Below are 18,452 nucleotides of genomic sequence, written 5' to 3' on the forward strand. Positions count from 1 at the left end.
CGGGTCATGCCGGACCAACTTGGAAACCGTCGACCTGCAAAGGACGATACCCGGGCCCTGCGGCCTGCCGTATCCGACGCCTGAGGTACCCATGAAACTCACACCGTTTCACACAATCCTGAAAGACCGCACATCCATCCTTGTGAGGGAAGTGACGCACGAAGATCGTCATCTGTTGGAAATTGGTTTTGCGCATCTGTCAGACCAATCGAAGTACTTTCGATTTCTGGGACACCGGAAAAATCTGACCTCACCGGAACTGACGAAATTCACAGCGGTAAACGGTCCTGATCACGTGGCGGTCGGCGCGATGGTCGTCGGGGAGCCTTCTCCTGAACCCGTCGCGATCGCGCGTTACTTTCGGCTTCCCGATGAAAGCCACGTTGCCGAAATCGCGATCACGGTTGTCGACAGCTACCAACGGCAAGGGCTCGGTAGCCTCCTTATCGGTGTGCTGGCCAAATTCGCCGATATGGAAGGCATCACCACATTCAGCGCTTTGGTGCATGGCGAAAACACGACGATGCTGGGGCTTCTTCGTCAACTCGGCGGCACACGAGCTTCCATGGACGGCATGGAAATGAATATCCGAATTCCGATATCGGGGAATACCGAGGGAAGATCCCTTTCAACGGTTGACGATCCCTTCAAGGACGCGCGCAGGCTTGCAAGCTTCCAATAGGCGGTCCCGCCACAAGTCATGCTCGTCAGAATTGGCCGATATCCGGCCAGATTTTTACGATACAGAAGGCGTCACGGATATATCCTTTAAATGAAATGGCACAGGGTGACCGGGAATGTCCCGACCGATGTTGAAGTTCGTTATCTGAAGGGTGGCGTTGCTCTCCCTGAGCCGTAGGCTCGGGGTGTTCAATCCAGATGGAGAGCAACACCATGAAAACATCTACCACATCCCCGCTGGCCCTGGCCAGCAAGGCCGAGCTGACGGCGGCAGTCGAAGAGGCCCGTGATGCGGTCGGGGCGAGCTTCGAGCGGTTCTGCCTGGTCGCGGGTCTCGCCAGCCTGACGCAGATGCTGGAGGAGGACGCGACGGCGCTGGCCGGGGCCCCGCATGCGCGCAGTGCCGACAAGCAGGGGTATCGCTGGGGCCGCACGCGGGGCCCGGTGGGCTTTCACGGTGGCAAGGTGGAACTGGAGCGTCCGCGGGTGCGATCAAAAACCACCGGCAAGGAGCTGTCGCTGCCAAGCTGGCAGGAAGCTGCGCAGGCCGGCTGGCTGGAGCAATGGGCGATGAGCCTGATGCTGATGAATGTCGCCACGCGCAAAGTCGGCCGCGCCGTGCGTCTGCCCGAGGCCGGGGTGCCGTCCGAGGCGGGATCGGGGCTGTCGAAATCCGCAGTCTCACGGCGGTTCAAGGCGCTGACCCAGGCGCGCATGGACGCATGGATGGCCTCTGATCTGTCTGCGCTCGACCTGCTGGTGATCCAGATCGATGGTCTGCACATGGGGGACAACCTGCTGATGCTGGGCGCGATCGGGATCGATGCCGACGGCCGGAAACACCCGCTGGGCGTGGTCGAAGGCGCGACGGAGAACGCTGCGACCGTGCAGGCGTTGTTGGACAACCTGATCGAGCGTGGGCTCGAACCCGCAGTCTGTCGGCTGTTCATCGTAGATGGCGCCAAGGCCCTGACCAAGGCGATCCGCCGGACCTTTGGCGCGGACATTCCGATCCAGCGCTGCCAGGTCCACAAGGCTCGCAACATCACCGAGCGACTCAATCCCAAGCTTCACGCCGCTGTCCGCCGCGCCCTGCGCCAGGCCTGGGAGCTCGATGATGCCGACAAGGCCGAACGTCTTCTGCGCACCCTCGCGCGCCGCCTCGAACTCGAGGCGCCCGGCGTGTCGAAGAGCATCCTCGAGGGCCTCGACGAGATCCTCACCGTGACCCGCCTCGGCCTGCCGCCCGAACTGCGCCGCTCACTGGCTTCGACAAACATCGTCGAGTCTATGAACGCGGTGATCAGACAGGTCTGCCGGAACGTGAAGCGCTGGCGCGACGCGAAAATGGCGCTGCGCTGGACCGCTGCGGGCATGCTCGAGGCCGCCAAGGGCTTTCGTCGCCTCAAGGCCCACAAGCAATTGCCCGTCCTCAAGGCAGCACTGGAGAAGCATCGCTCCAAACCCGAAGACGCCGTTGACCAGGTGGCAGATGCCGCGTAACCCTGAAATCAGCAGCGTCCCCCGTCGCGCTTTTCAACATCGAGCGGGACATTCCCGGGTGACCTGCATCAATGTCGAAGGGCTAAACCAGCGCGATAGTCCTGATAATTCACCGGAACTCGGTGAACGTGTAACCAGTCTTACTGGTACTGAGGCACGCGGGATAGACTGTCCCCTCGTCCCCTATCCCGCGTGTTTCATGTTTTCGGGCCGTCCACAAAAAGACAAGTAAATGATAACCGAAGCCAACAAATCGATTAAAACAGCCGACAAAATGAAATCTGTGAAGGTCGCATGGGCCGAAGTACCCTCGGGCCTGAAAAAGGGCACGGCGCACAAGCACTATCAGGCTGCGGAGAAAGCATACGCGGTCAAGAACGACGCCGACACGAACAAAGAACTTAATGCAGCCGCCCACGCTCTCGCCTGACATGACCGCCTGGCCGCCCGGCATATGTTGTCGGGCAGCCGTACTCTAAAAAACTATAACTCTACGATTTGATGTGAAAATTGGGGAAGGCTGATCCCTATTTCAGAAGCGGTCCGATCTGGTCAAGATATTCTGGATCAAACCCGGCAAACTCGGTCAGACGTCCATAGTCATCGAAGGTCACGAAACCGTCGCGAAAGGTCACCATTCCTTTGTCGCGTAACTGTCGTAGCACCCGATTGACATGGACAGAACTCAGCCCAAGCGCATCAGCCAACAGGTACTGCGTCAGCGGACAGGCATACCCTGCTTTGCTTCCCAAGCCGACCAACGCAAGCCGGGCACCGAGTTCAAGCAGAAAATGCGCCACGCGCACCGCAGCGTCGCGGCGTCCGATGTTGATCAGATGTTCGACAACCATCGCTTCGTCCCGGGACGTCGCCCAAAAGACCGCAATCGCCATCCGCGGGGTGTCGGCAAGCGCCGTCATAAAGTCGGCCACCAGCACTTCCGTCACTTCGATGTCGGTAACCGGCTCGACGCTGTGATCAGACAGGTGGGACACCATGCCGCGCAAGCCTATGAAGTCACCGGGGATCAGAAAATCTATGATCTGCCGCTGGCCATCTTCCAATATTTTATAGGCAACGGCCCAACCGGAAACTAAAATGTAGGTGGCCTGATCCGCGCGCCCTTGATGAACCAGATCGCGTCCGGTGGCGAAGGTGCGCCGACGCTTGTGCAAGGCGTCAAGAACCCGAAGCTCGACATCAGTCAGAGCAACGAGAGCCCCCAGTTTACGCACTAATGGTTTCGTTTCCATGCGATGACCCTTCACGTGGTTTTTTATTTCCTATTCAAAAAATAGTGCTTCGAGACTGATCTCGATCAGCCCGAATTCAGGGTTATTTTGAGAGTCTGCAACGATCGCTGCACTGGTCCTCTGTGTAAGCGCAATAAACTGAAGAGGCAAACAAACCATGTCCGAGAATAGCACAGAAGCCGGTATGGCTGCGCTGACAATCTGCGAGGCGCTGCTGCTTGCACTGAACGACGCGAAGGTCCTGCCAGAGCGTGAAATTATGGGTGTTCTGGAAGATGCCGCTGCGACGCATGAAAATGCGGGTGGTTCTGAAGCAGAGATCGTAGAGCACAAATCAATTGCAACGCTGATCAATCATATCATATTCGGTGGAAACTCTGTCAGACGGAAATGACACTGTCCCCACCAAGGGCTTTGATGATGTAACCGCCCTCCGGCGGTCGATTTCCAGTTTAGAATGCCATTGCGATGAGGGTGTCGTCCGAATGCGGCAATGATCTTTCGAACGTCGCGGACCTGAGTGACCAACGACGCATAGATCGGCTGAAGTGATGCCGGGACGGACGCGGCGATTTTCTCGCGCAGGTTGATCAGCAAATCAAGACGGTGCAAATGGTCAAGACCCTCACAATGGCCCAACGGCAGGCCAAAGACAATATGGAACCACGGGGTCTCCAAAGAGGAATAGTGATCGTTTGCCAAGCCCTCGTTCACCAGTGATAGCGCATAGGGATCCTGCGCATAGGCGCCTGCATCATCACGCCAGACGGAGCGGGAGAACTGATCGAGGAGGATAATCAGCGCCAGCCTTCCGTGCGTATTCTGCGCCCAGTGATCAAGACCACGCTGCGCCGCCTTCTCGGTCAAATCTGAAAACTGTGCGATGATCTCAGCGTCCGCACCGCCCTGCATTCTCCAAAGCCAATGCGCTTGGTGGGCTTGTGCCCCGACATGCGGCGCGTGCCGCTCGGGAAACCAGAAATCGAGAACATCGTCCCATTCCTTACGCTCTTTAGTCCGTCCTGAACATCGCTTTCAGGTCGCAATTTTGGCGGCCTGATCTGTCCGACCGTACACCATTTTCGCGTCAACGATCATGCAGGCAGGGCGGATCAGCCAGATCAGCTGGTGCAAAATGATCCTCAGGTACCTGAGGATCATGCGGATGTTGTGGCCGCAGCCGCAGAGCACGGCGAAGACGGTGTCGCCCTCGGTCCCTTTCAAGGTGCTTCGCGTCAGTCGGCCATCGTTTTTCATGTGCCCGATCATCGGCTCGATAGCACTTCGCCGTCGTAAGAGCCTGGCGATGGTCCGGGTTACGCCACGCTTGGCACCGCTGATGAAGACCTTTACATTCTGCACGCCATGGCCACGGTATCCACGGTCGACGAAAGCGAACTCCGGCTTTTGGTCGGTCAGGATTTCGACCTGTTCCAGCGCCTCGCTGAGTGTATGACCGTCGTAGGGATTGCCGGGAAGCGCCCGCATCCCGACCACAAAGCCACCCCGGTTGGCCGTGGCCACGCTGACCTTGGTTCCGAATTCGTATCGCTTGTGCGCCTTGCCCTTCGATATGCAGTCCACCGCCGGTTCATGCAGGCTGTAAAGCTTGTTCTTGTCCTTCGGTTCCTGTGCCAGCAGGCGGTTCACCAGCGCGATAATTTCCACAATGCGCGCCTTCAGTACCCCTTCCGGGATCTGATCCAGTTGCCGCTCGACGTCGCGCAGCACGCGACCCGTGTAGCCCTTGAGACGGCGCAGTGCCTTGCGCATCCTTTTGAACTGGCGAGCGTGAGCATAGCGGCCGACCTGACCGGGCAGCCGGGGTGCGAGGCGGTTGTAGTTCTGTCGCAGCCCGATTCCGGCCTCGCGGGCCAGCCCGACCAGCTTGCGCCGTGCCGTCTCATACAGCCGGGCATCCGTCGGGTGGGCGATGTTTTTCTCCATCACCGTGGTATCGACCGTGACCCGCTTGAGATCGTTGCCCTTCACTGCCCCGGCACGTTTCCCGGACTCAATCGTTTGGGTCAGCATCCATTCGACACCTTCCTCGCCAATCCGCTTGCGCCATCGCGTCATGGAAGACGGGTCAATTGGCAGACGGTGCTGAAAGAACGTCTCGCCGCAGAAATGCTGCCAATACGGGTTCTCGGCCCATCGCGCCACGACCGCCTCATCCGAGAGCGCAAAAGCATGCTGAAGATACAAAAGCCCCGCCACAAGACGCGGAGAGGTGGCGGGGCGGCCGGTGTGGGAGGGGAAGAATCCTGCCCATTCCCGTTCGAAAATATCCCAGTCAATCAGGGCAGCGAGCTTCACCAACTCATGGCGCATGTCGATCATTTCGATCAATCGGGCGCGTACGCGTAAGAGGTCGTCCTGTTCCGTGGATCGCGTTTTCGGCTTCATATCATGGCTCGAAATTGCAGGGTTTCTGCTGAGACAATACCAAATCCTGCACTTTCAGCCCAATAAATTCGGGACGTTTATGAATAAAATCAAATACCTGCTGGTTGTTCAGGGCGGACTCTTTAATGGTCGTCATATCAACTCCAATTCCGGAATGCCGACGGGGACAATCATCCCTGTCAAACGGATAAAACCCGCGCCACCGAGGCGCGGGTTTTATCTTCTGCGTGCCAGCAGACCTATGCCGCGACGCGTTCGGCCCTCAGCGCTGCCGCTCTGGCTTTGGTCGCCTTCGGCACGCGCAGCAGGCGCATGGCGTTGAGGATGACGATCAGCACCGAAAGCTGGTGAACCAGCATGCCGCCCGCCATATGGATGGTACCGGTATAGACCCCGAACAGCAGCCCGACGACGGTCAGAACCGCGATGACGAGGTTCTGGCGCATGTTGGCCAGCGTGGCGCGCGCGATTTCCATCGCCTCGGCGATCTTGCCCAGATCGTCGGTCATCAGCGCGATATCCGCCGTCTCGATGGCGATGTCGCTGCCGCTGGCGCCCATGGCGATGCTGATGTCAGCCGCCGCCAGCGCCGGTGCGTCGTTGATGCCGTCGCCGACCATCGCCACGTGCAGGCCCTCGGCGCGCATCGCCCGGATGCGGTCCAGCTTGTCGTCGGGCATCATCCCGGCGTGCACCTCGTCCACGCCAACGGCGCTCGCAATCGCCTCGGCTGCCGGGCGCTGATCGCCGGTCAGCATCACCACGCGGTGGACACCAAGCGCGTGCAGGCGATCGATCATCGGCTTGGCACTGGCGCGCGCCATATCGGCCAGACCCAGCAGGCCCACGACCGCGCCATTGCGCGCCACGATCACCACCGTGTGGCCCAGCCCGTGGAGACGGGCGGTGCCGTCCTTTGCCTCGGCGCTGAAGTCGATGCCCAGATGGTCGAACAGGCGGTGGCTGCCGACGGCGATATCGTGACCGTCATGGCGTGCAATCAGCCCCATGCCGGCAATCTCCTCCAGCGATGCGGCGGTGGGCAGAGGGCCCTGCTTGCGCGCCGCCTCGATGATCGGACGGCCCAGCGGGTGGTTCGATCCAGTCTCGGCGATGCCGGCCCAGAGCAGGACATCGGCCTCGCTTTGGCCTTTCAGTGCCACGACCTCAGCCAGACGCGGCTGGCCTTCGGTCAGCGTGCCGGTCTTGTCCAGCGCCAGTGCGGTGATGCGCCCGGCGTTTTCCAGATGCTCTCCGCCCTTGATCAGGATACCGGCGCGCGCCGCGCGCCCGATCCCCGCGATCACCGACACCGGGGTCGAGATGACCAGCGCGCCGGGGCAGCTAACGACCAGCAGCGTGAGCGCCAGTTCCGCGTTACGCGTGACGATGTAGCTGACAATCGCCATTACGAAAACGCCGGGGGTGTACCAGCGCCCGAAATTTTCGATCATCCGCTGGGCCGGGGCCTTGGCCTCTTGCGCCTCTTCGACGCGGGTGATGATCCGCGCCAGCGTGGTGTCGGCGCCGACGCCGGTGGCGCGCAGATGCAGCAGCCCGTTTTCGGCCAGTGTTCCGGCAAAGACCTTTGATCCGGGGGATTTTTCGGCCGGGATCGGCTCGCCAGTGATCGACGCCTCGTTGACGGCGGCGGTGCCCTCGATCACCTCGCCATCGACCGGCAGGCGCTCACCGGCCTTGACCAGAACAGTTTCGCCGAGGCTCACCTCATGCGCGGCCACCTCGATTGTCTCGCCATTGCGCAGCACAGTTGCCGTGACTGGCGCGGCGTCGATCAGCGCCTTGAGCGCGCCGCGCGTGCGGCTCATTGTCCGGGACTCCAGCCATGCCCCCAGCATGAACAGGAAGGTAACGGCGGCAGATTCCCAGTGGTTGTTGATGAACAGAGCGCCAATCGCCGCGACGATGACCAGCAATTCGATGCTGAGCTGACGCAAGCGCAGCGAGCTCCAGGCCCGCAGCGCGATATCATAACCCGCGAAAACCGCAGCAATTGTCATCAGGGGCGCCCAAGGGGCAGCCAGCCCGAACCCATACCACGCGACAAGTGCCACGCTGATGAACAGACCACTGGCGATGGTCAGCCATTTGCGCCGACTGACGGGGTGTCTGAAGATGTCTATGAGTCCCGCAAACATAAGCTCGCTCCTTTCGTGGAGAAGCCCCGCCACGGGAGGGCAGCGGGGAAAGTGGTGGAGGGTTTAGAATGCCGATGGTTTGGCGGTATAACCGGACTTGGCGATGGAATTCACCAAGGCGGCTACGTCACTGAGCGCCGGGTCGTGGTCGACCACGATCTTTCCGCTGGCGAATTTCACCTCGGCCTTTTCCACGCCCGGCAGCGCCAGCAGCGCCTTTTCAATTTTCGGCACACAGGAAGGACAGGAAAGCTCGTCACTACGCAGGGTTGTTTGGGTTGTCGTACTGGTCATGGCTGGATCCTTTCATGTGATCACGGTTGTTTCTGAACGAATTCGTGGCGCACAATTAGCGCACAGGATCTGCGTTCGGTGCTTTGACGGCAGTGGACATGATCGGATTGCTTCTGAATGTCGGGAATGAGCATCTTGTCACATCTAACAATGACGCATCCTGATCTGCGTCAGCACCGGTTGCCTCTATACCGCCTATAACTGCTCCAACCGAAGATGCCCTGTGCCTCAGCCCAGTGTGACGACGCATCCACGTCCACCATCACGGTGCATCCCGCAAGACAGGAGTTGATCTCAAAATGGCACAGCCTAAGATACAGCTTGGCCGCGACCCGGCATTCGATGGTTTTCTCGGCGCGGTGGTGGGCGAGGACAAGACAGGTGCCAGTGTCACCGTCCTGTCGATGCTGGCGCGGCTTGATGTCGACCCGTGGAGGGAAGCATCGGAATTGTCCAGTATGCCGGAAGCCCCAGCACAGAAGCGACTCGAGGCATTGTTGGCACGCTTCAAGGACGTGCCGGCGCTTGTGCCGGATCAAGGCCAGGGTGCATTGGCACTGCTGGACCTTTTGCCGAGGCGGACGATCTCTGCGGGGCCCTCTGCGGGTGGCGCGGTGCCTCAAATCATGAACCTGCCATTCGGAGCGCCCGCCTATTGGATCATAGCGACGGTCCTGTTTCTTGTATGGACCGTAGCGCTGACACAGGGGAACTGAGACGCGTCGACGTCCGACAGTTGGCCTGCCCCCAAAAAATTTTATCTTGAGAGGTACTTGATATGACTGACGAGGCCAAAATCTGGGATCTGGAAGAACGCTTCTGGACGCAAGGTGCAGACAGTGCGCGCCACATGTCCGCGAAGGATGCCGTTTTCGTCTTCCCTTATCCCGTGGGAATTCTACAGGGTGAAGCGCTCTGGCGAGAGGCCGAGGTTGCGCAGCGGTGGCGCTCCGTCGTGATGTCCGAGCGGCATCTGTCCCAACAGGACAATATCGTCGCTCTCGCCTACCGCGTCTCCGCAGAACGGGATGATGCCCCAATTTTTGAAGCGTTGTGCACGTCGACCTACCTGAAGGACGACGACAAGTGGCTGCGCCTGACCCATCAGCAAACCTTGACGGGTTGAGCCGTTTTGCGCCCGTTCGACCCACTCTCGCGGGCTCTCGGCCGCTGCTGTTCTTAATTGCCCCTATCGGTCCGCAAGCTCACGCGTTGCGGGTCTTCCCAAACAGAAAGGTCTGACAAGATGTCCGACACATACACCGATCTCGATCTGCAATTCATTGCAGGTAAATGGAAAAAAGGTAGCACGGGCCGCACTTTGGAAAGCCGCAACCCCTTCAATAACGATCTGCTGGCCTCTATTGATATGGCCGGACAGGACGAGTTGGATATCGCCTATGCCGCCGCCCGCAAGGCGCAGGTTGGCTGGGCCGAAAAGATGCCAGGCGAACGTGCCGGTGTCATGCGCAAGGCGGTGGCGATCTTCGATGCGCGACGCGATGAAATAGTCGATTGGCTGATCCGCGAGTCCGGCTCTACCCGCGTCAAGGCAGAGGTGGAGTGGGGCCTGGCCCGCGCCATCACCGAGGAAGCCGCCAGCTTTCCGTCGCGTAGTGAAGGGCGCATCCTGCAATCCAACATCCCCGGCAAGGAAAGCCGCGTCTACCGAAAACCGCTGGGTGTGGTGGGCGTCATCAGCCCGTGGAACTTCCCGCTGCACCTGTCGCAACGCTCGGTCGCTCCGGCATTGGCGCTTGGCAACGGCGTGGTGCTCAAGCCGGCGAGCGACACCCCCGTTACCGGCGGGTTGCTGATCGCCAAGATTTTTGAGGAGGCCGGCTTGCCCGAAGGGCTTTTGAGCGTTGTCATCGGGGCAGGGTCGGACATTGGAGATGCTTTTGTCGAACATAGGGTCCCCAAGCTGATCTCGTTCACCGGGTCCACGCCTGTCGGGCGCGGCATCGCGCAAAAGGGTGGCGGGGGCGAGCATCTGAAACGCCTGGCGCTGGAACTGGGCGGCAACTGTGCGTTTGTCGTGCTGGATGATGCCGATCTTGATCACGCGGTGGCCTCTGCAATCTTTGGCAAGTTCCTGCATCAGGGGCAGATCTGCATGGCGATAAACCGCATCATCGTTGACGCTACGGTGCACGATGTGTTCGTCGAAAAATTCGCTGAACGCGCGCGCGGACTGAAATATGGCAATCCGGCTGATACCGACACCACCATTGGCCCCATCATCAACGCGAAGCAGCTCTCCAGCCTTAGGGACAAGATCGCCAAGGCGACAGAAGACGGCGCGACCCTTGTGCTGGGTGGCGAGGTCGAGGGCAACGTCATCCCGCCGCATGTCTTCTCGGGTGTGACCGAGGATATGGAACTGGCCCGCGAGGAAATCTTCGGCCCGGTCGTCGGCATATTAAAGGCGCGCGACGAAGCCCATGCGCTGGAACTGGCGAATGCCACTGAATTCGGGCTTTCCGGTGCAGTCTATTCCACAAACATCGAGCGTGCGACCGCCTTTGCGCGCCGGATGAACACCGGCATGGCGCATATAAACGATCAGCCCGTCAATGATGAACCCAATGCGCCCTTCGGCGGCGAGAACAATTCTGGCATCGGACGTTTCAATGGCGATTGGGCGATTGAGGCTTTCACCACCGATCAATGGATCACAGTGCAGCGCAAGCTGCGTGACCTACCATTCTGAGGAAACGCCGCCATGCGGGTCTGAGTGTTCTGCTTGAGCGGTGGCACAGAAAGAACAACGAAATTTAAGCCGGTCTGGCCGGAACATGAAGGGGAAATTGACATGGAACGCAAAGAAACGTTTGAAGCCGATCTGCGAACCCAGCTTGACGAATGGACCGCCATTGTCGGCAGATTGCGCGCCAAAGTGGAAGATGAGCATGGCGCTACCCGGATCAAGCTCATGACAGAAATTGAAGATCTTGCCGGTTATCAGAGAAGGGCCGAGATGTATTTGCAAGAGTTGCACGAGGCCAAAGGCGATGCGTGGAAGGACATGAAACCTGACATCGAAACCGCGCAAGGTCAGATGCGCCAGGCGATGGACCGCGCCTGGAAACGGATCGAAATCGAGCCGGCGCCTTCTGCGGATTTGACGCGTGATGAAACAGGAGATGCCGAAGCCTTGCCCCATAAGTCTTCCTAGCGGTCACTTCGCTTTTGTCCGACATTTGGGCGAAGCAAAGGCAAGCCTTGACCAAGGAGGTCATCTTTAAGTCATTCTCGGGTGGTCTTCGATAGCCGCGCCTAACCGCGTCTGCGTCACCCTGTCTCGATATTGTGCTGCATTTGCGAACGTCTAAACCGCACATATTCTGTTGAAAAACGCTGGTTTCTAATCTGTTCCACGGCTCGTTCGCCCGTAAAGGCTCAAAGGGAATATCACTCTTCAAAGGTGCCCAAAATCGTTCAACGCTCGGTTTCGTCCGATCCTTTCGTCACCGTTACTCTAGCGCGCTCAAGAAGCGCTCGTAGTCCTCACTTACATCCCGCGCCTCACTGAACACGCGGGCGCGCTCTTCATCGACGCAACGGAAATAGTCCTGAACATCAGCGATGTAGGCCTCGAAATCCCCCCGGATCAGGTCAGCGTAGGTACGCATGTCGTCTTGGGACTGGGGCAGGAACGGTCGCTCGGGGCGAACACAATCCGCCGACGCAGGCACTGGCGTGCTTCCAATCAGGAACGCCAGCGCCAACGTTGTGTTGCACGCACGGAAAATGTGCAGGACAAAACTCCTTTGCCGTCTTTATGATTACGTGTCTGTCCGCTATCACCGTTATCGGAGCAAGGCGATCTTCGTCAAGTCGTTATTATTGTCTTGCTATCATTTATGTTGTATTGTATCGACCGTGTGGAAATGATCCCGCGGGCCGATACTCTGAGGAAGAGGAGGCCCCGGGAGTGGACATGATAGAAGAAGCCCCGAATGTGGTTACAGAAGACGGATTGCGAGGCCTCCTGGCCGATGGCTACCTCATCGAGGTGGTCTGCAAGGAAGAGGCCGAAAAGCGCCACAACAGTTGGTACGGCACATGGGTTATCCGTGCCGTCCATGAAGATGGACGTGACGACAAGATGCTCGTTACCAGCCGCAGCTATCTCAAGATCCGCGAGTTCAAGACCATCGTCGGCCTTGTCAGCTTCCTTGCGGACATGGGCTGCAAGACCGCGAGCATTCCGCTTGAAGAGGGCGGACGGATGCGCCACGCTGCTCCCGGTCGTGGGCCTGAGCCGCACTCCGGCCCGGTACTGGTCAAGGGCGACTGACCGCGCATTAGCGCTCGTCATTGTACTCGGCACAGGCGTCTATTCAACGCCTCTGGCCCTTGCAGATGGTTTCATCTTCTCGGTCGGCCCGGATGGCCGACTGGTCTCCGCCTCATCCGAGCAGGGCACATTGCGCTCGTTTGCAGAGACGGATGAGGCACAGACGGACCGGCTCTTCCTCTTTGCCGAGCCGGAAGGCGGCGAAGCCTCGGTCGCGCTCGCCGCATCAGCGCCTCGTGCCCTGCGCGCCTCTCCGGAAATTCTGCACGCTATCGAGACAACTGCTCTGCGCTACGGAGGCCACACTGGCCTTCGCCGTGCAGGATTGTCGGTCACCGATTGGGCGCTGCTCTACCGCGCCAATATCGAGGTCGAGAGCGCCTACAATCCGGCAGCGCTGAGTCCTGTCGGCGCCATCGGTCTCGGCCAGCTCATGCCCGGCACCGCCCGCGATCTCGGCGTCGATCCGCATGATCTGGCGCAAAACCTCGACGGATCGGCCCGCTACCTTCTGATGATGCTCGAGCAGTTCGGCGACGGACCCTTGGCACTTGCGGCCTACAATGCCGGACCCGAGGCGGTCACCCGCCATGGCGGCATTCCCCCCTACACCGAAACCCAAGGGCATGTGGCCCGTGTGACGGCCGTGTTCCAGCGGTTGAGAGGAGACCTTTCGTGACTTCCAAAAACAATCAATGCGTGCTGCGCACGCGGGCCATCGTCGCGCTCGGCGCGATGGCCCTCATCGTGCTGGCAGGGCCTGCACTCGCACAGAGCATCGATCTTTCACCAGTCCAGACGCTCCTGCAGGGCATTGTCGATGCGATCACCGGGCCGCTCGGCATCGTGATCGGCACGCTCGCCCTGATCGGGGTATTCCTGTCCTGGCTCTTCGGCGTCCTGGATTTCCGCCAAGCGCTCTGGGTGGTCGTGGCCATCGCCGGCATCGCCGCAGCCCCGACCATCGTCGCCGCGATCTGGACGACCTGAGGTCTCATTATGGCTGACCAGTCCCGCGTCTTCATCGGCCTTCTGAGGCCACCCAAGCTCATGGGCCTGCCGATCATGTATGCCATGGCTTGGCTGTTCGGCTCGACGCTTCTGTTCCTCTGGGTGCAGAGCGGGCTGGTGGCGTTGGGTGCGGGGCTGGCCTGGCCCGTGCTCTGGAAGGCTGCGGACTGGGATCCGAACTTCCTCGATGTGTTGGTGATCACCTTGCAGGAAACCCCTCCCACGAAGAACCGCAAGCTGCATGGAGGCGACAGTTATGCCCCGTGACAGCCTGATGGACGTTGATGAACACGGCGCGGCGCTGGATCCGCTGACGGCACTGCCCGCATGGGTGAAGGGCGAAAAGCGGCTCTCGTCGATGCTGCCCTACGTCAGCCTTGTCACCGACAGCACCATCCGCACCCGGGGCAACGAGCTGATGCAGTGCATCCGGCTCGAGGGGGTGAATAGCACCACCAATGAGGACGCGCATCTAGACCGGATCGGCGCACTTCTTGCCGGGATCGTGGCGCAGGTCGGCACAGAGTTTTCCTTCTACCTGCACAAGGTCTCGAAGGCGGTCGATGTGACCCTTCCACCAATGACGGGCGACGGGTTCGCGGCCGAGATCGATCGGCGCTGGCGCGCCCATCTTGGGCGGGCCGGATTGCGCGACAAGACAATCACGCTCTCGGTCCTGAAACGCCCCGAGGCGGGCAGTCGGATCCCCTTCGGTCTTGGTGCATCAAAGGCGAGGCTGGCCGCAGATACCACGCGAAGGATGCGCAAACTCGACGAAGTCGTGGGCTTTCTTCTGTCCAGCTTCGATGAGCTGAAACCGCGCCTGCTGTCGGCAAAAACCGGCGAACTTCTGGGGTTCCTCGGCAGTCTCAATACCGGAGAAGAGCACCCGCTCTATCCGCGCTCGCGTCTTGGCGTGATCGCAGAAGATGTGGCCAACACCCGCGTCACGTTCCGAGGCACCACAATCCAACTGTCCGACGGCGCGGTTGGCGAAAAGTTCGGCGCAATCTTTGCGGTCAAGAACTACCCGGCCAAGACCGACAGCCTGATGCTCGACGAGTTGAACCTGCCCGTGGACATGGTGGTCACCCATTCTTTCGTGCCGATCAACAGCAACATCATGGCCGGGCGCATCAAACGCCACGTCCGGCTGATGCAGGCGGCCAATGACGGCGCGGTCAGCCTGACGGAGGAGTTGGAGCTTGCCCGGGATGATCTGGAATCCAAACGGCTTATTTTTGGCGAACATCACATGAGTGTCGCGGTCTATGCCAGATCGCGAGAGGCGCTCGACGATATTGCCGCCGAGATCCGCAACATCTCGGCCACTTCCGGCATCAACCTGATTTCTGAGGCCTTCGGGGCACGGGCGCATTACATGGCCCAGCATCCCGGGAATACTGGGGCGCGCAGCCGCAAGGCGGCGATCACCAACCACAATTTCGCCGACCTCGCGACCTTCCACCGCACGCCACTCGGCAAGACCGGGTCGGAAGTGCCCTGGGGTGTACCGATCGCGCTCTTTCCGACACCCGAGCGCAGCGGGTTCCGCTTCAACTTCCACGAACAGGGTGCGCCGGATCGTGAACCAACTGGCGGGCACACTCTGATCCTGGGCCGTCCCGGGTCCGGCAAATCCGTGTTGGCGGCTTTTCTCATGACCATGGCGCGCCGCGCAGGCGCACGGCTTTTCGTCTTTGACTACCGCGCCGGTATGGAGATGGCCGTGCGCGCGCTCGGAGGCAGTTATTCGACAGTGCGCGCCGGAAGGCCCACCGGGCTCAATCCGCTCCAAACCGAGATTGATGCCCGCGGTCAGGCCTGGCTTTCTGACTGGCTGGCAAGCCTGCTGGAGCGCCGCGACCGGCCTTTAACCCCTGTGCAAACCAACCGTCTGCAGGAAGTCGTGCGTCAGAACGCCAGCGCCGGGAATGCCGGTTTGCGCAACTGGTCGGACTTCGCCTCGTTGCTGGTCTCCACCGATGATGAGGGCGATCTCTTTGAACGCATGCAGGAATGGACCCCGGATGGCCGGTATGGCTGGATTTTCGGGGCCAACGCGCAGGACAACTTCAGTCTCGAAGGCAGCCTCGATAGCGACATCGCCGGGTTCGATCTGACCGGCATCCTCGATTCCGAAAGTGAACGGGAGCGCATGGCGGTTCTCTCCTACCTCTTCCGCCGCGTCGAGCGGGTGATCGAAGACCGCAAACCCACCATCATCGTAATCGACGAGGCCTGGAAGGCGCTCGACAATGCGTATTTCGCGGAACGCTTGAGCAACTGGTTGGTCACAGCCCGCAAGCAAAACGCGGTCGTCGTGATGATGACCCAATACGCAAGCCAGCTCGAGCGCACCCGCACCGGCAAGACCATCGTCGAAGCCGTGCCGACGCAGGTGCTGCTACCCAACATCCGCGCCTCTGCCGCTGATTACGCCATGCTGGGGCTCAGCGAAAAGGAGCTGGATGTGCTGTTGGGCGTTGGCTCCGCATCACGGCTTGCCCTTGTGCGCGACGACCGCGGTTCGGTGGTGATCGATGCCGATCTCGCAGCACTCGGCCCGCTCGTGACCATCCTTGGCGGCATGGAGAAGGGCGAAGCCCTCGCAGGCGCCGATTACCGCGACAGACCCGATTTCTGGAGACTGAAATGACACGTAACACACTCCGCAGCCTTGTCCTCCTTGGCCTTGTCTCAACCCTCACCGCCTGCGCCCAGCACAACTCCCCGCGGGCCAACTGCTTCAACTTCCGCAGTGGTACGGCGCCCGATACCTCGGGGACAACCACGACGATCTCCACAATGAGTGCAGAGGTCACGCGGCGGGACACCGCTTGCGATTTCGTGATGTTGGGCGCGGGCGGCTGACCCCATGCGCTGTTGGCTCCCTCTCTCGATGGTCGGGCTCTTGCTCGCCGGTCCCTTTGCGGGACCGGTCGCTGCACAGGGTGTGCCGACCTTTGATCTGCGGCTTTTCGCAGAACGACAGGCGATCCTCACACAGACCGACCGCGATCTGGCGCTGCAACAGGAACGCCAGACCCGGGAAGAGGAATTGGCCGAGATCGAACGTCAACAACTCGCCTCGTTGGAAGGGTTGATGGATGCCATGACCCTCGGATCAGGTGATGTCGCGGGCACTGTTGCGGGGCTGGAGGCAGGACAGGGGGCGGTAGCTGGCGTCGAGAGTGCAGCCGCCAGCCTCTACGCACCTGCGGACAACAACCCGGTTGCGGCGCGGATGTTCGGAGATGCCCGGGAGGGAATCGAGGAGCTGATCATCCGCGCAGCCCGCGACACCCACAGTCTGCCGGGCATCAGCCGGGCAGGACTCTCGCTCGTGCAATGGCGCTGCCTCCTGCAGGCGCTGATCTGGCAGGAAAGCCGGTTCCAGATCGGCGCACGCTCGCCTGTCGGCGCTTTTGGTCTCACCCAGATCATGCCCGGCACGGCGAGCGATCTCGGCATCAATCCCGGCTATTACGACGACCCCTATCTGCAGGTCACCGGCGGCGCGCGATATCTCGCGCAGATGCTGAACATGTTCGATGGCAACATCATCCACGCGCTCGCCGCCTACAACGCCGGGCCGGGTCGGGTGCAAGAATATGGTGGCGTGCCGCCCTTCGCGGAAACCCAACACTACGTCGTGGTGATTCCGCAGCAATACAACAGCTACCTCGCCGCCGTCGGCGGCATCGATGCACTCGGCACGATCGATCCGGTGCTTCTGGCCAATGCAAGCTTCAGCCTCTCGTCCCATGGCGCGGGCGTCTATGGCGACTACTCGCTGATCTCGGTGCAGGCCGCTGCCCTGCGGGTGCAGGACATCATCACCAGCATCGGCGAAACCGAGGACCTGCATGAGTCGATCGCCCTCAACACCTATGCCCGCGCCGAGCTTGCCCGGCTGATCGCGATCCGCACCCGCATCAAGGCCGCCCACACCCAACCGCTGAGCGACGAGCAGATCGCGATGGCGGCCGGCCAGGCCGCAGAGCGGCAGTTCATGGATTTTACCCAGGAGAGTTTGCAATGATCCGGCGCTTTACCCGTTCCGTTTTCAACAGCGCCGCGACGATGGCGCTTGCCGTTGCCTTCGCTGGCCCCGTCACCGCACAAGGCGTGCCTACTGTCGACACCCAGAACATCGCCCAGGAAATCCGCCAGCTGCAGCAGATGCTGCAGGACTTCGGGATCCAGACCGACCTCTTGGACAACGCGCTGGCGCAACTCGAGGTCGTGCAGAACCAACTCGACCAGCTCAATCAGATGTATGCTTCGCTGACCGGACCGCGCAGTATTCTGGGCCTTGTCATGGGGGACGGGCTCGACGGGCTGCTCGATGCAAAGTTCGAAGACATCCCGGGCCTGATCCGCGGCATCCAGCAAGGGGACTGGAGTAACCTGCTCGGGCCAACTGCAGGTCCGATGCGCACGCAGATGGAACAGGCCTTGGCCAGTGCGGGTTTCGACGAAGACTCGTTGAACGAGATTGCCACCAGCGGCAATCCCGGCGCTGTGGGCGTGGCCACACGTGCGACCACTGGTGCTGTGATGTCGGCCGCTGCCCAGAACAGCCATGCCGAGGCAGCCTTGTCGCTTGAACGTGTCGAACGGCTGGTCACCATGATCCCGGAAATGGAGGATCTGAAGGCCGCGATGGACCACAACACCCGTGTCACGGCGGAACTCGCCATCGCCATGACGCGCATGTGGGAGCTGGAGGCGATCCAGACTCTCGGCGCAGGCAATGCCGGTGTCGTCGATGCCGCGACCATTGCCGAAGAGCGCCGCTACATGGACTTCACCTTGCCGAGCCTGAACCCGTGA

22 protein-coding genes and 1 pseudogene are annotated in these 18,452 nt (G+C 60.5%); 16 read left to right on the plus strand and 7 right to left on the minus strand.

The window, feature by feature from the left end:
* Positions 1–91: 91 nt before the first annotated feature.
* The 3 genes from H9529_RS17460 (at position 92) to H9529_RS17470 (ending at position 2,614) form a co-directional block, all read left to right on the plus strand.
* Positions 92–682, plus strand: a complete 591-nt coding sequence (locus H9529_RS17460; protein WP_092892393.1) for a GNAT family N-acetyltransferase — start codon at positions 92–94, stop codon at positions 680–682.
* A gap of 212 nt (positions 683–894) precedes the next feature.
* The gene (locus tag H9529_RS17465; protein WP_092893044.1) at positions 895–2,184 is read left to right on the plus strand and encodes an IS256 family transposase; all 1,290 of its coding nucleotides are present in this window, start codon (positions 895–897) and stop codon (positions 2,182–2,184) included.
* Positions 2,185–2,416: 232 nt separating this feature from the next.
* On the plus strand, positions 2,417–2,614 hold the full coding sequence (locus H9529_RS17470) for a hypothetical protein (protein WP_092892317.1): 198 nt from the start codon (positions 2,417–2,419) through the stop codon (positions 2,612–2,614).
* 97 nt (positions 2,615–2,711) lie between these two features.
* Here the strand turns inward: H9529_RS17470 and H9529_RS17475 are convergent, their stop codons facing one another.
* Positions 2,712–3,437 carry a Crp/Fnr family transcriptional regulator gene (locus tag H9529_RS17475; RefSeq protein WP_092892315.1) on the minus strand — a complete coding sequence of 242 codons (726 nt, stop codon included), beginning with the start codon at positions 3,435–3,437 and terminating at the stop codon, positions 2,712–2,714.
* A gap of 157 nt (positions 3,438–3,594) precedes the next feature.
* On the opposite strand from H9529_RS17475, the gene H9529_RS17480 reads away from it, so the two are divergent.
* Positions 3,595–3,831, plus strand: coding sequence for a hypothetical protein (locus H9529_RS17480; protein WP_092892314.1), 237 nt, complete (start codon positions 3,595–3,597; stop codon positions 3,829–3,831).
* Here H9529_RS17480 and H9529_RS17485 read toward each other — a convergent pair.
* The 5 genes and pseudogenes from H9529_RS17485 to H9529_RS17500 form a co-directional block, all read right to left on the minus strand.
* A pseudogene (locus H9529_RS17485) lies at positions 3,792–4,367 on the minus strand (DUF924 family protein); the annotation flags it as partial. The gene H9529_RS17480 and the pseudogene H9529_RS17485 overlap by 40 nt on opposite strands.
* A 105-nt stretch (positions 4,368–4,472) precedes the next feature.
* Complete coding sequence (locus H9529_RS17490; RefSeq protein ID WP_092892312.1) at positions 4,473–5,846, minus strand: IS5 family transposase; 1,374 nt, start codon at positions 5,844–5,846, stop codon at positions 4,473–4,475.
* Position 5,847: 1 nt separating this feature from the next.
* Positions 5,848–5,982: a hypothetical protein gene (locus tag H9529_RS21165; RefSeq protein WP_256327074.1), complete on the minus strand. Its 135-nt coding sequence runs from the start codon at positions 5,980–5,982 to the stop codon at positions 5,848–5,850.
* A gap of 103 nt (positions 5,983–6,085) precedes the next feature.
* Positions 6,086–8,005: a heavy metal translocating P-type ATPase gene (locus H9529_RS17495; protein ID WP_092892310.1), complete on the minus strand. Its 1,920-nt coding sequence runs from the start codon at positions 8,003–8,005 to the stop codon at positions 6,086–6,088.
* 63 nt (positions 8,006–8,068) lie between these two features.
* A complete protein-coding gene (locus H9529_RS17500) occupies positions 8,069–8,299 on the minus strand; it encodes a heavy-metal-associated domain-containing protein (RefSeq protein ID WP_092892309.1) in 231 nt (76 codons plus the stop codon).
* A gap of 299 nt (positions 8,300–8,598) precedes the next feature.
* On the opposite strand from H9529_RS17500, the gene H9529_RS17505 reads away from it, so the two are divergent.
* The 4 genes from H9529_RS17505 (at position 8,599) to H9529_RS17520 (ending at position 11,477) form a co-directional block, all read left to right on the plus strand.
* Positions 8,599–9,015 (plus strand): hypothetical protein, encoded by a 417-nt coding sequence (locus tag H9529_RS17505; protein ID WP_092892307.1) that lies wholly within the window; start codon positions 8,599–8,601, stop codon positions 9,013–9,015.
* Between the two features lie 62 nt (positions 9,016–9,077).
* Complete coding sequence (locus tag H9529_RS17510; protein ID WP_092892305.1) at positions 9,078–9,425, plus strand: hypothetical protein; 348 nt, start codon at positions 9,078–9,080, stop codon at positions 9,423–9,425.
* Positions 9,426–9,545: 120 nt separating this feature from the next.
* Positions 9,546–11,012, plus strand: a complete 1,467-nt coding sequence (locus tag H9529_RS17515; RefSeq protein ID WP_092892303.1) for an aldehyde dehydrogenase family protein — start codon at positions 9,546–9,548, stop codon at positions 11,010–11,012.
* A gap of 102 nt (positions 11,013–11,114) precedes the next feature.
* Positions 11,115–11,477, plus strand: a complete 363-nt coding sequence (locus tag H9529_RS17520) for a sll1863 family stress response protein (RefSeq protein ID WP_092892301.1) — start codon at positions 11,115–11,117, stop codon at positions 11,475–11,477.
* Positions 11,478–11,775: 298 nt separating this feature from the next.
* Here H9529_RS17520 and H9529_RS17525 read toward each other — a convergent pair whose 3' ends face one another.
* Positions 11,776–11,934: a hypothetical protein gene (locus H9529_RS17525; RefSeq protein ID WP_370743895.1), complete on the minus strand. Its 159-nt coding sequence runs from the start codon at positions 11,932–11,934 to the stop codon at positions 11,776–11,778.
* Between the two features lie 308 nt (positions 11,935–12,242).
* Here H9529_RS17525 and H9529_RS17530 point away from each other — a divergent pair, with 308 nt between their 5' ends.
* From H9529_RS17530 to H9529_RS17565, 8 genes are read left to right on the plus strand one after another with little or no spacing between them, the layout of a single operon-like run.
* Positions 12,243–12,602 (plus strand): hypothetical protein, encoded by a 360-nt coding sequence (locus H9529_RS17530; RefSeq protein ID WP_092892325.1) that lies wholly within the window; start codon positions 12,243–12,245, stop codon positions 12,600–12,602.
* 52 nt (positions 12,603–12,654) lie between these two features.
* The gene (locus H9529_RS17535; RefSeq protein WP_397544914.1) at positions 12,655–13,281 is read left to right on the plus strand and encodes a lytic transglycosylase domain-containing protein; all 627 of its coding nucleotides are present in this window, start codon (positions 12,655–12,657) and stop codon (positions 13,279–13,281) included.
* Between the two features lie 56 nt (positions 13,282–13,337).
* Positions 13,338–13,592 (plus strand): TrbC/VirB2 family protein, encoded by a 255-nt coding sequence (locus H9529_RS17540; protein ID WP_263399460.1) that lies wholly within the window; start codon positions 13,338–13,340, stop codon positions 13,590–13,592.
* Between the two features lie 9 nt (positions 13,593–13,601).
* Positions 13,602–13,880 (plus strand): type IV secretion system protein VirB3, encoded by a 279-nt coding sequence (locus tag H9529_RS17545; RefSeq protein ID WP_092892297.1) that lies wholly within the window; start codon positions 13,602–13,604, stop codon positions 13,878–13,880.
* Complete coding sequence (locus H9529_RS17550) at positions 13,870–16,272, plus strand: VirB4 family type IV secretion/conjugal transfer ATPase (protein WP_397544912.1); 2,403 nt, start codon at positions 13,870–13,872, stop codon at positions 16,270–16,272. The genes H9529_RS17545 and H9529_RS17550 overlap by 11 nt, the downstream gene beginning before the upstream one ends.
* Entirely contained in the window at positions 16,269–16,487 is a 219-nt protein-coding gene (locus H9529_RS17555; RefSeq protein ID WP_092892295.1) for a hypothetical protein, read from the plus strand. Before H9529_RS17550 ends, H9529_RS17555 begins: the two co-directional genes overlap by 4 nt.
* Positions 16,488–16,491: 4 nt before the next feature.
* A complete protein-coding gene (locus H9529_RS17560; RefSeq protein WP_190305747.1) occupies positions 16,492–17,658 on the plus strand; it encodes a lytic transglycosylase domain-containing protein in 1,167 nt (388 codons plus the stop codon).
* Positions 17,655–18,452 (plus strand): type IV secretion system protein, encoded by a 798-nt coding sequence (locus tag H9529_RS17565; protein WP_092892291.1) that lies wholly within the window; start codon positions 17,655–17,657, stop codon positions 18,450–18,452. Before H9529_RS17560 ends, H9529_RS17565 begins: the two co-directional genes overlap by 4 nt.

The organism is Roseicitreum antarcticum (assembly GCF_014681765.1).
GTDB classification, from domain to species: domain Bacteria; phylum Pseudomonadota; class Alphaproteobacteria; order Rhodobacterales; family Rhodobacteraceae; genus Roseicitreum; species Roseicitreum antarcticum.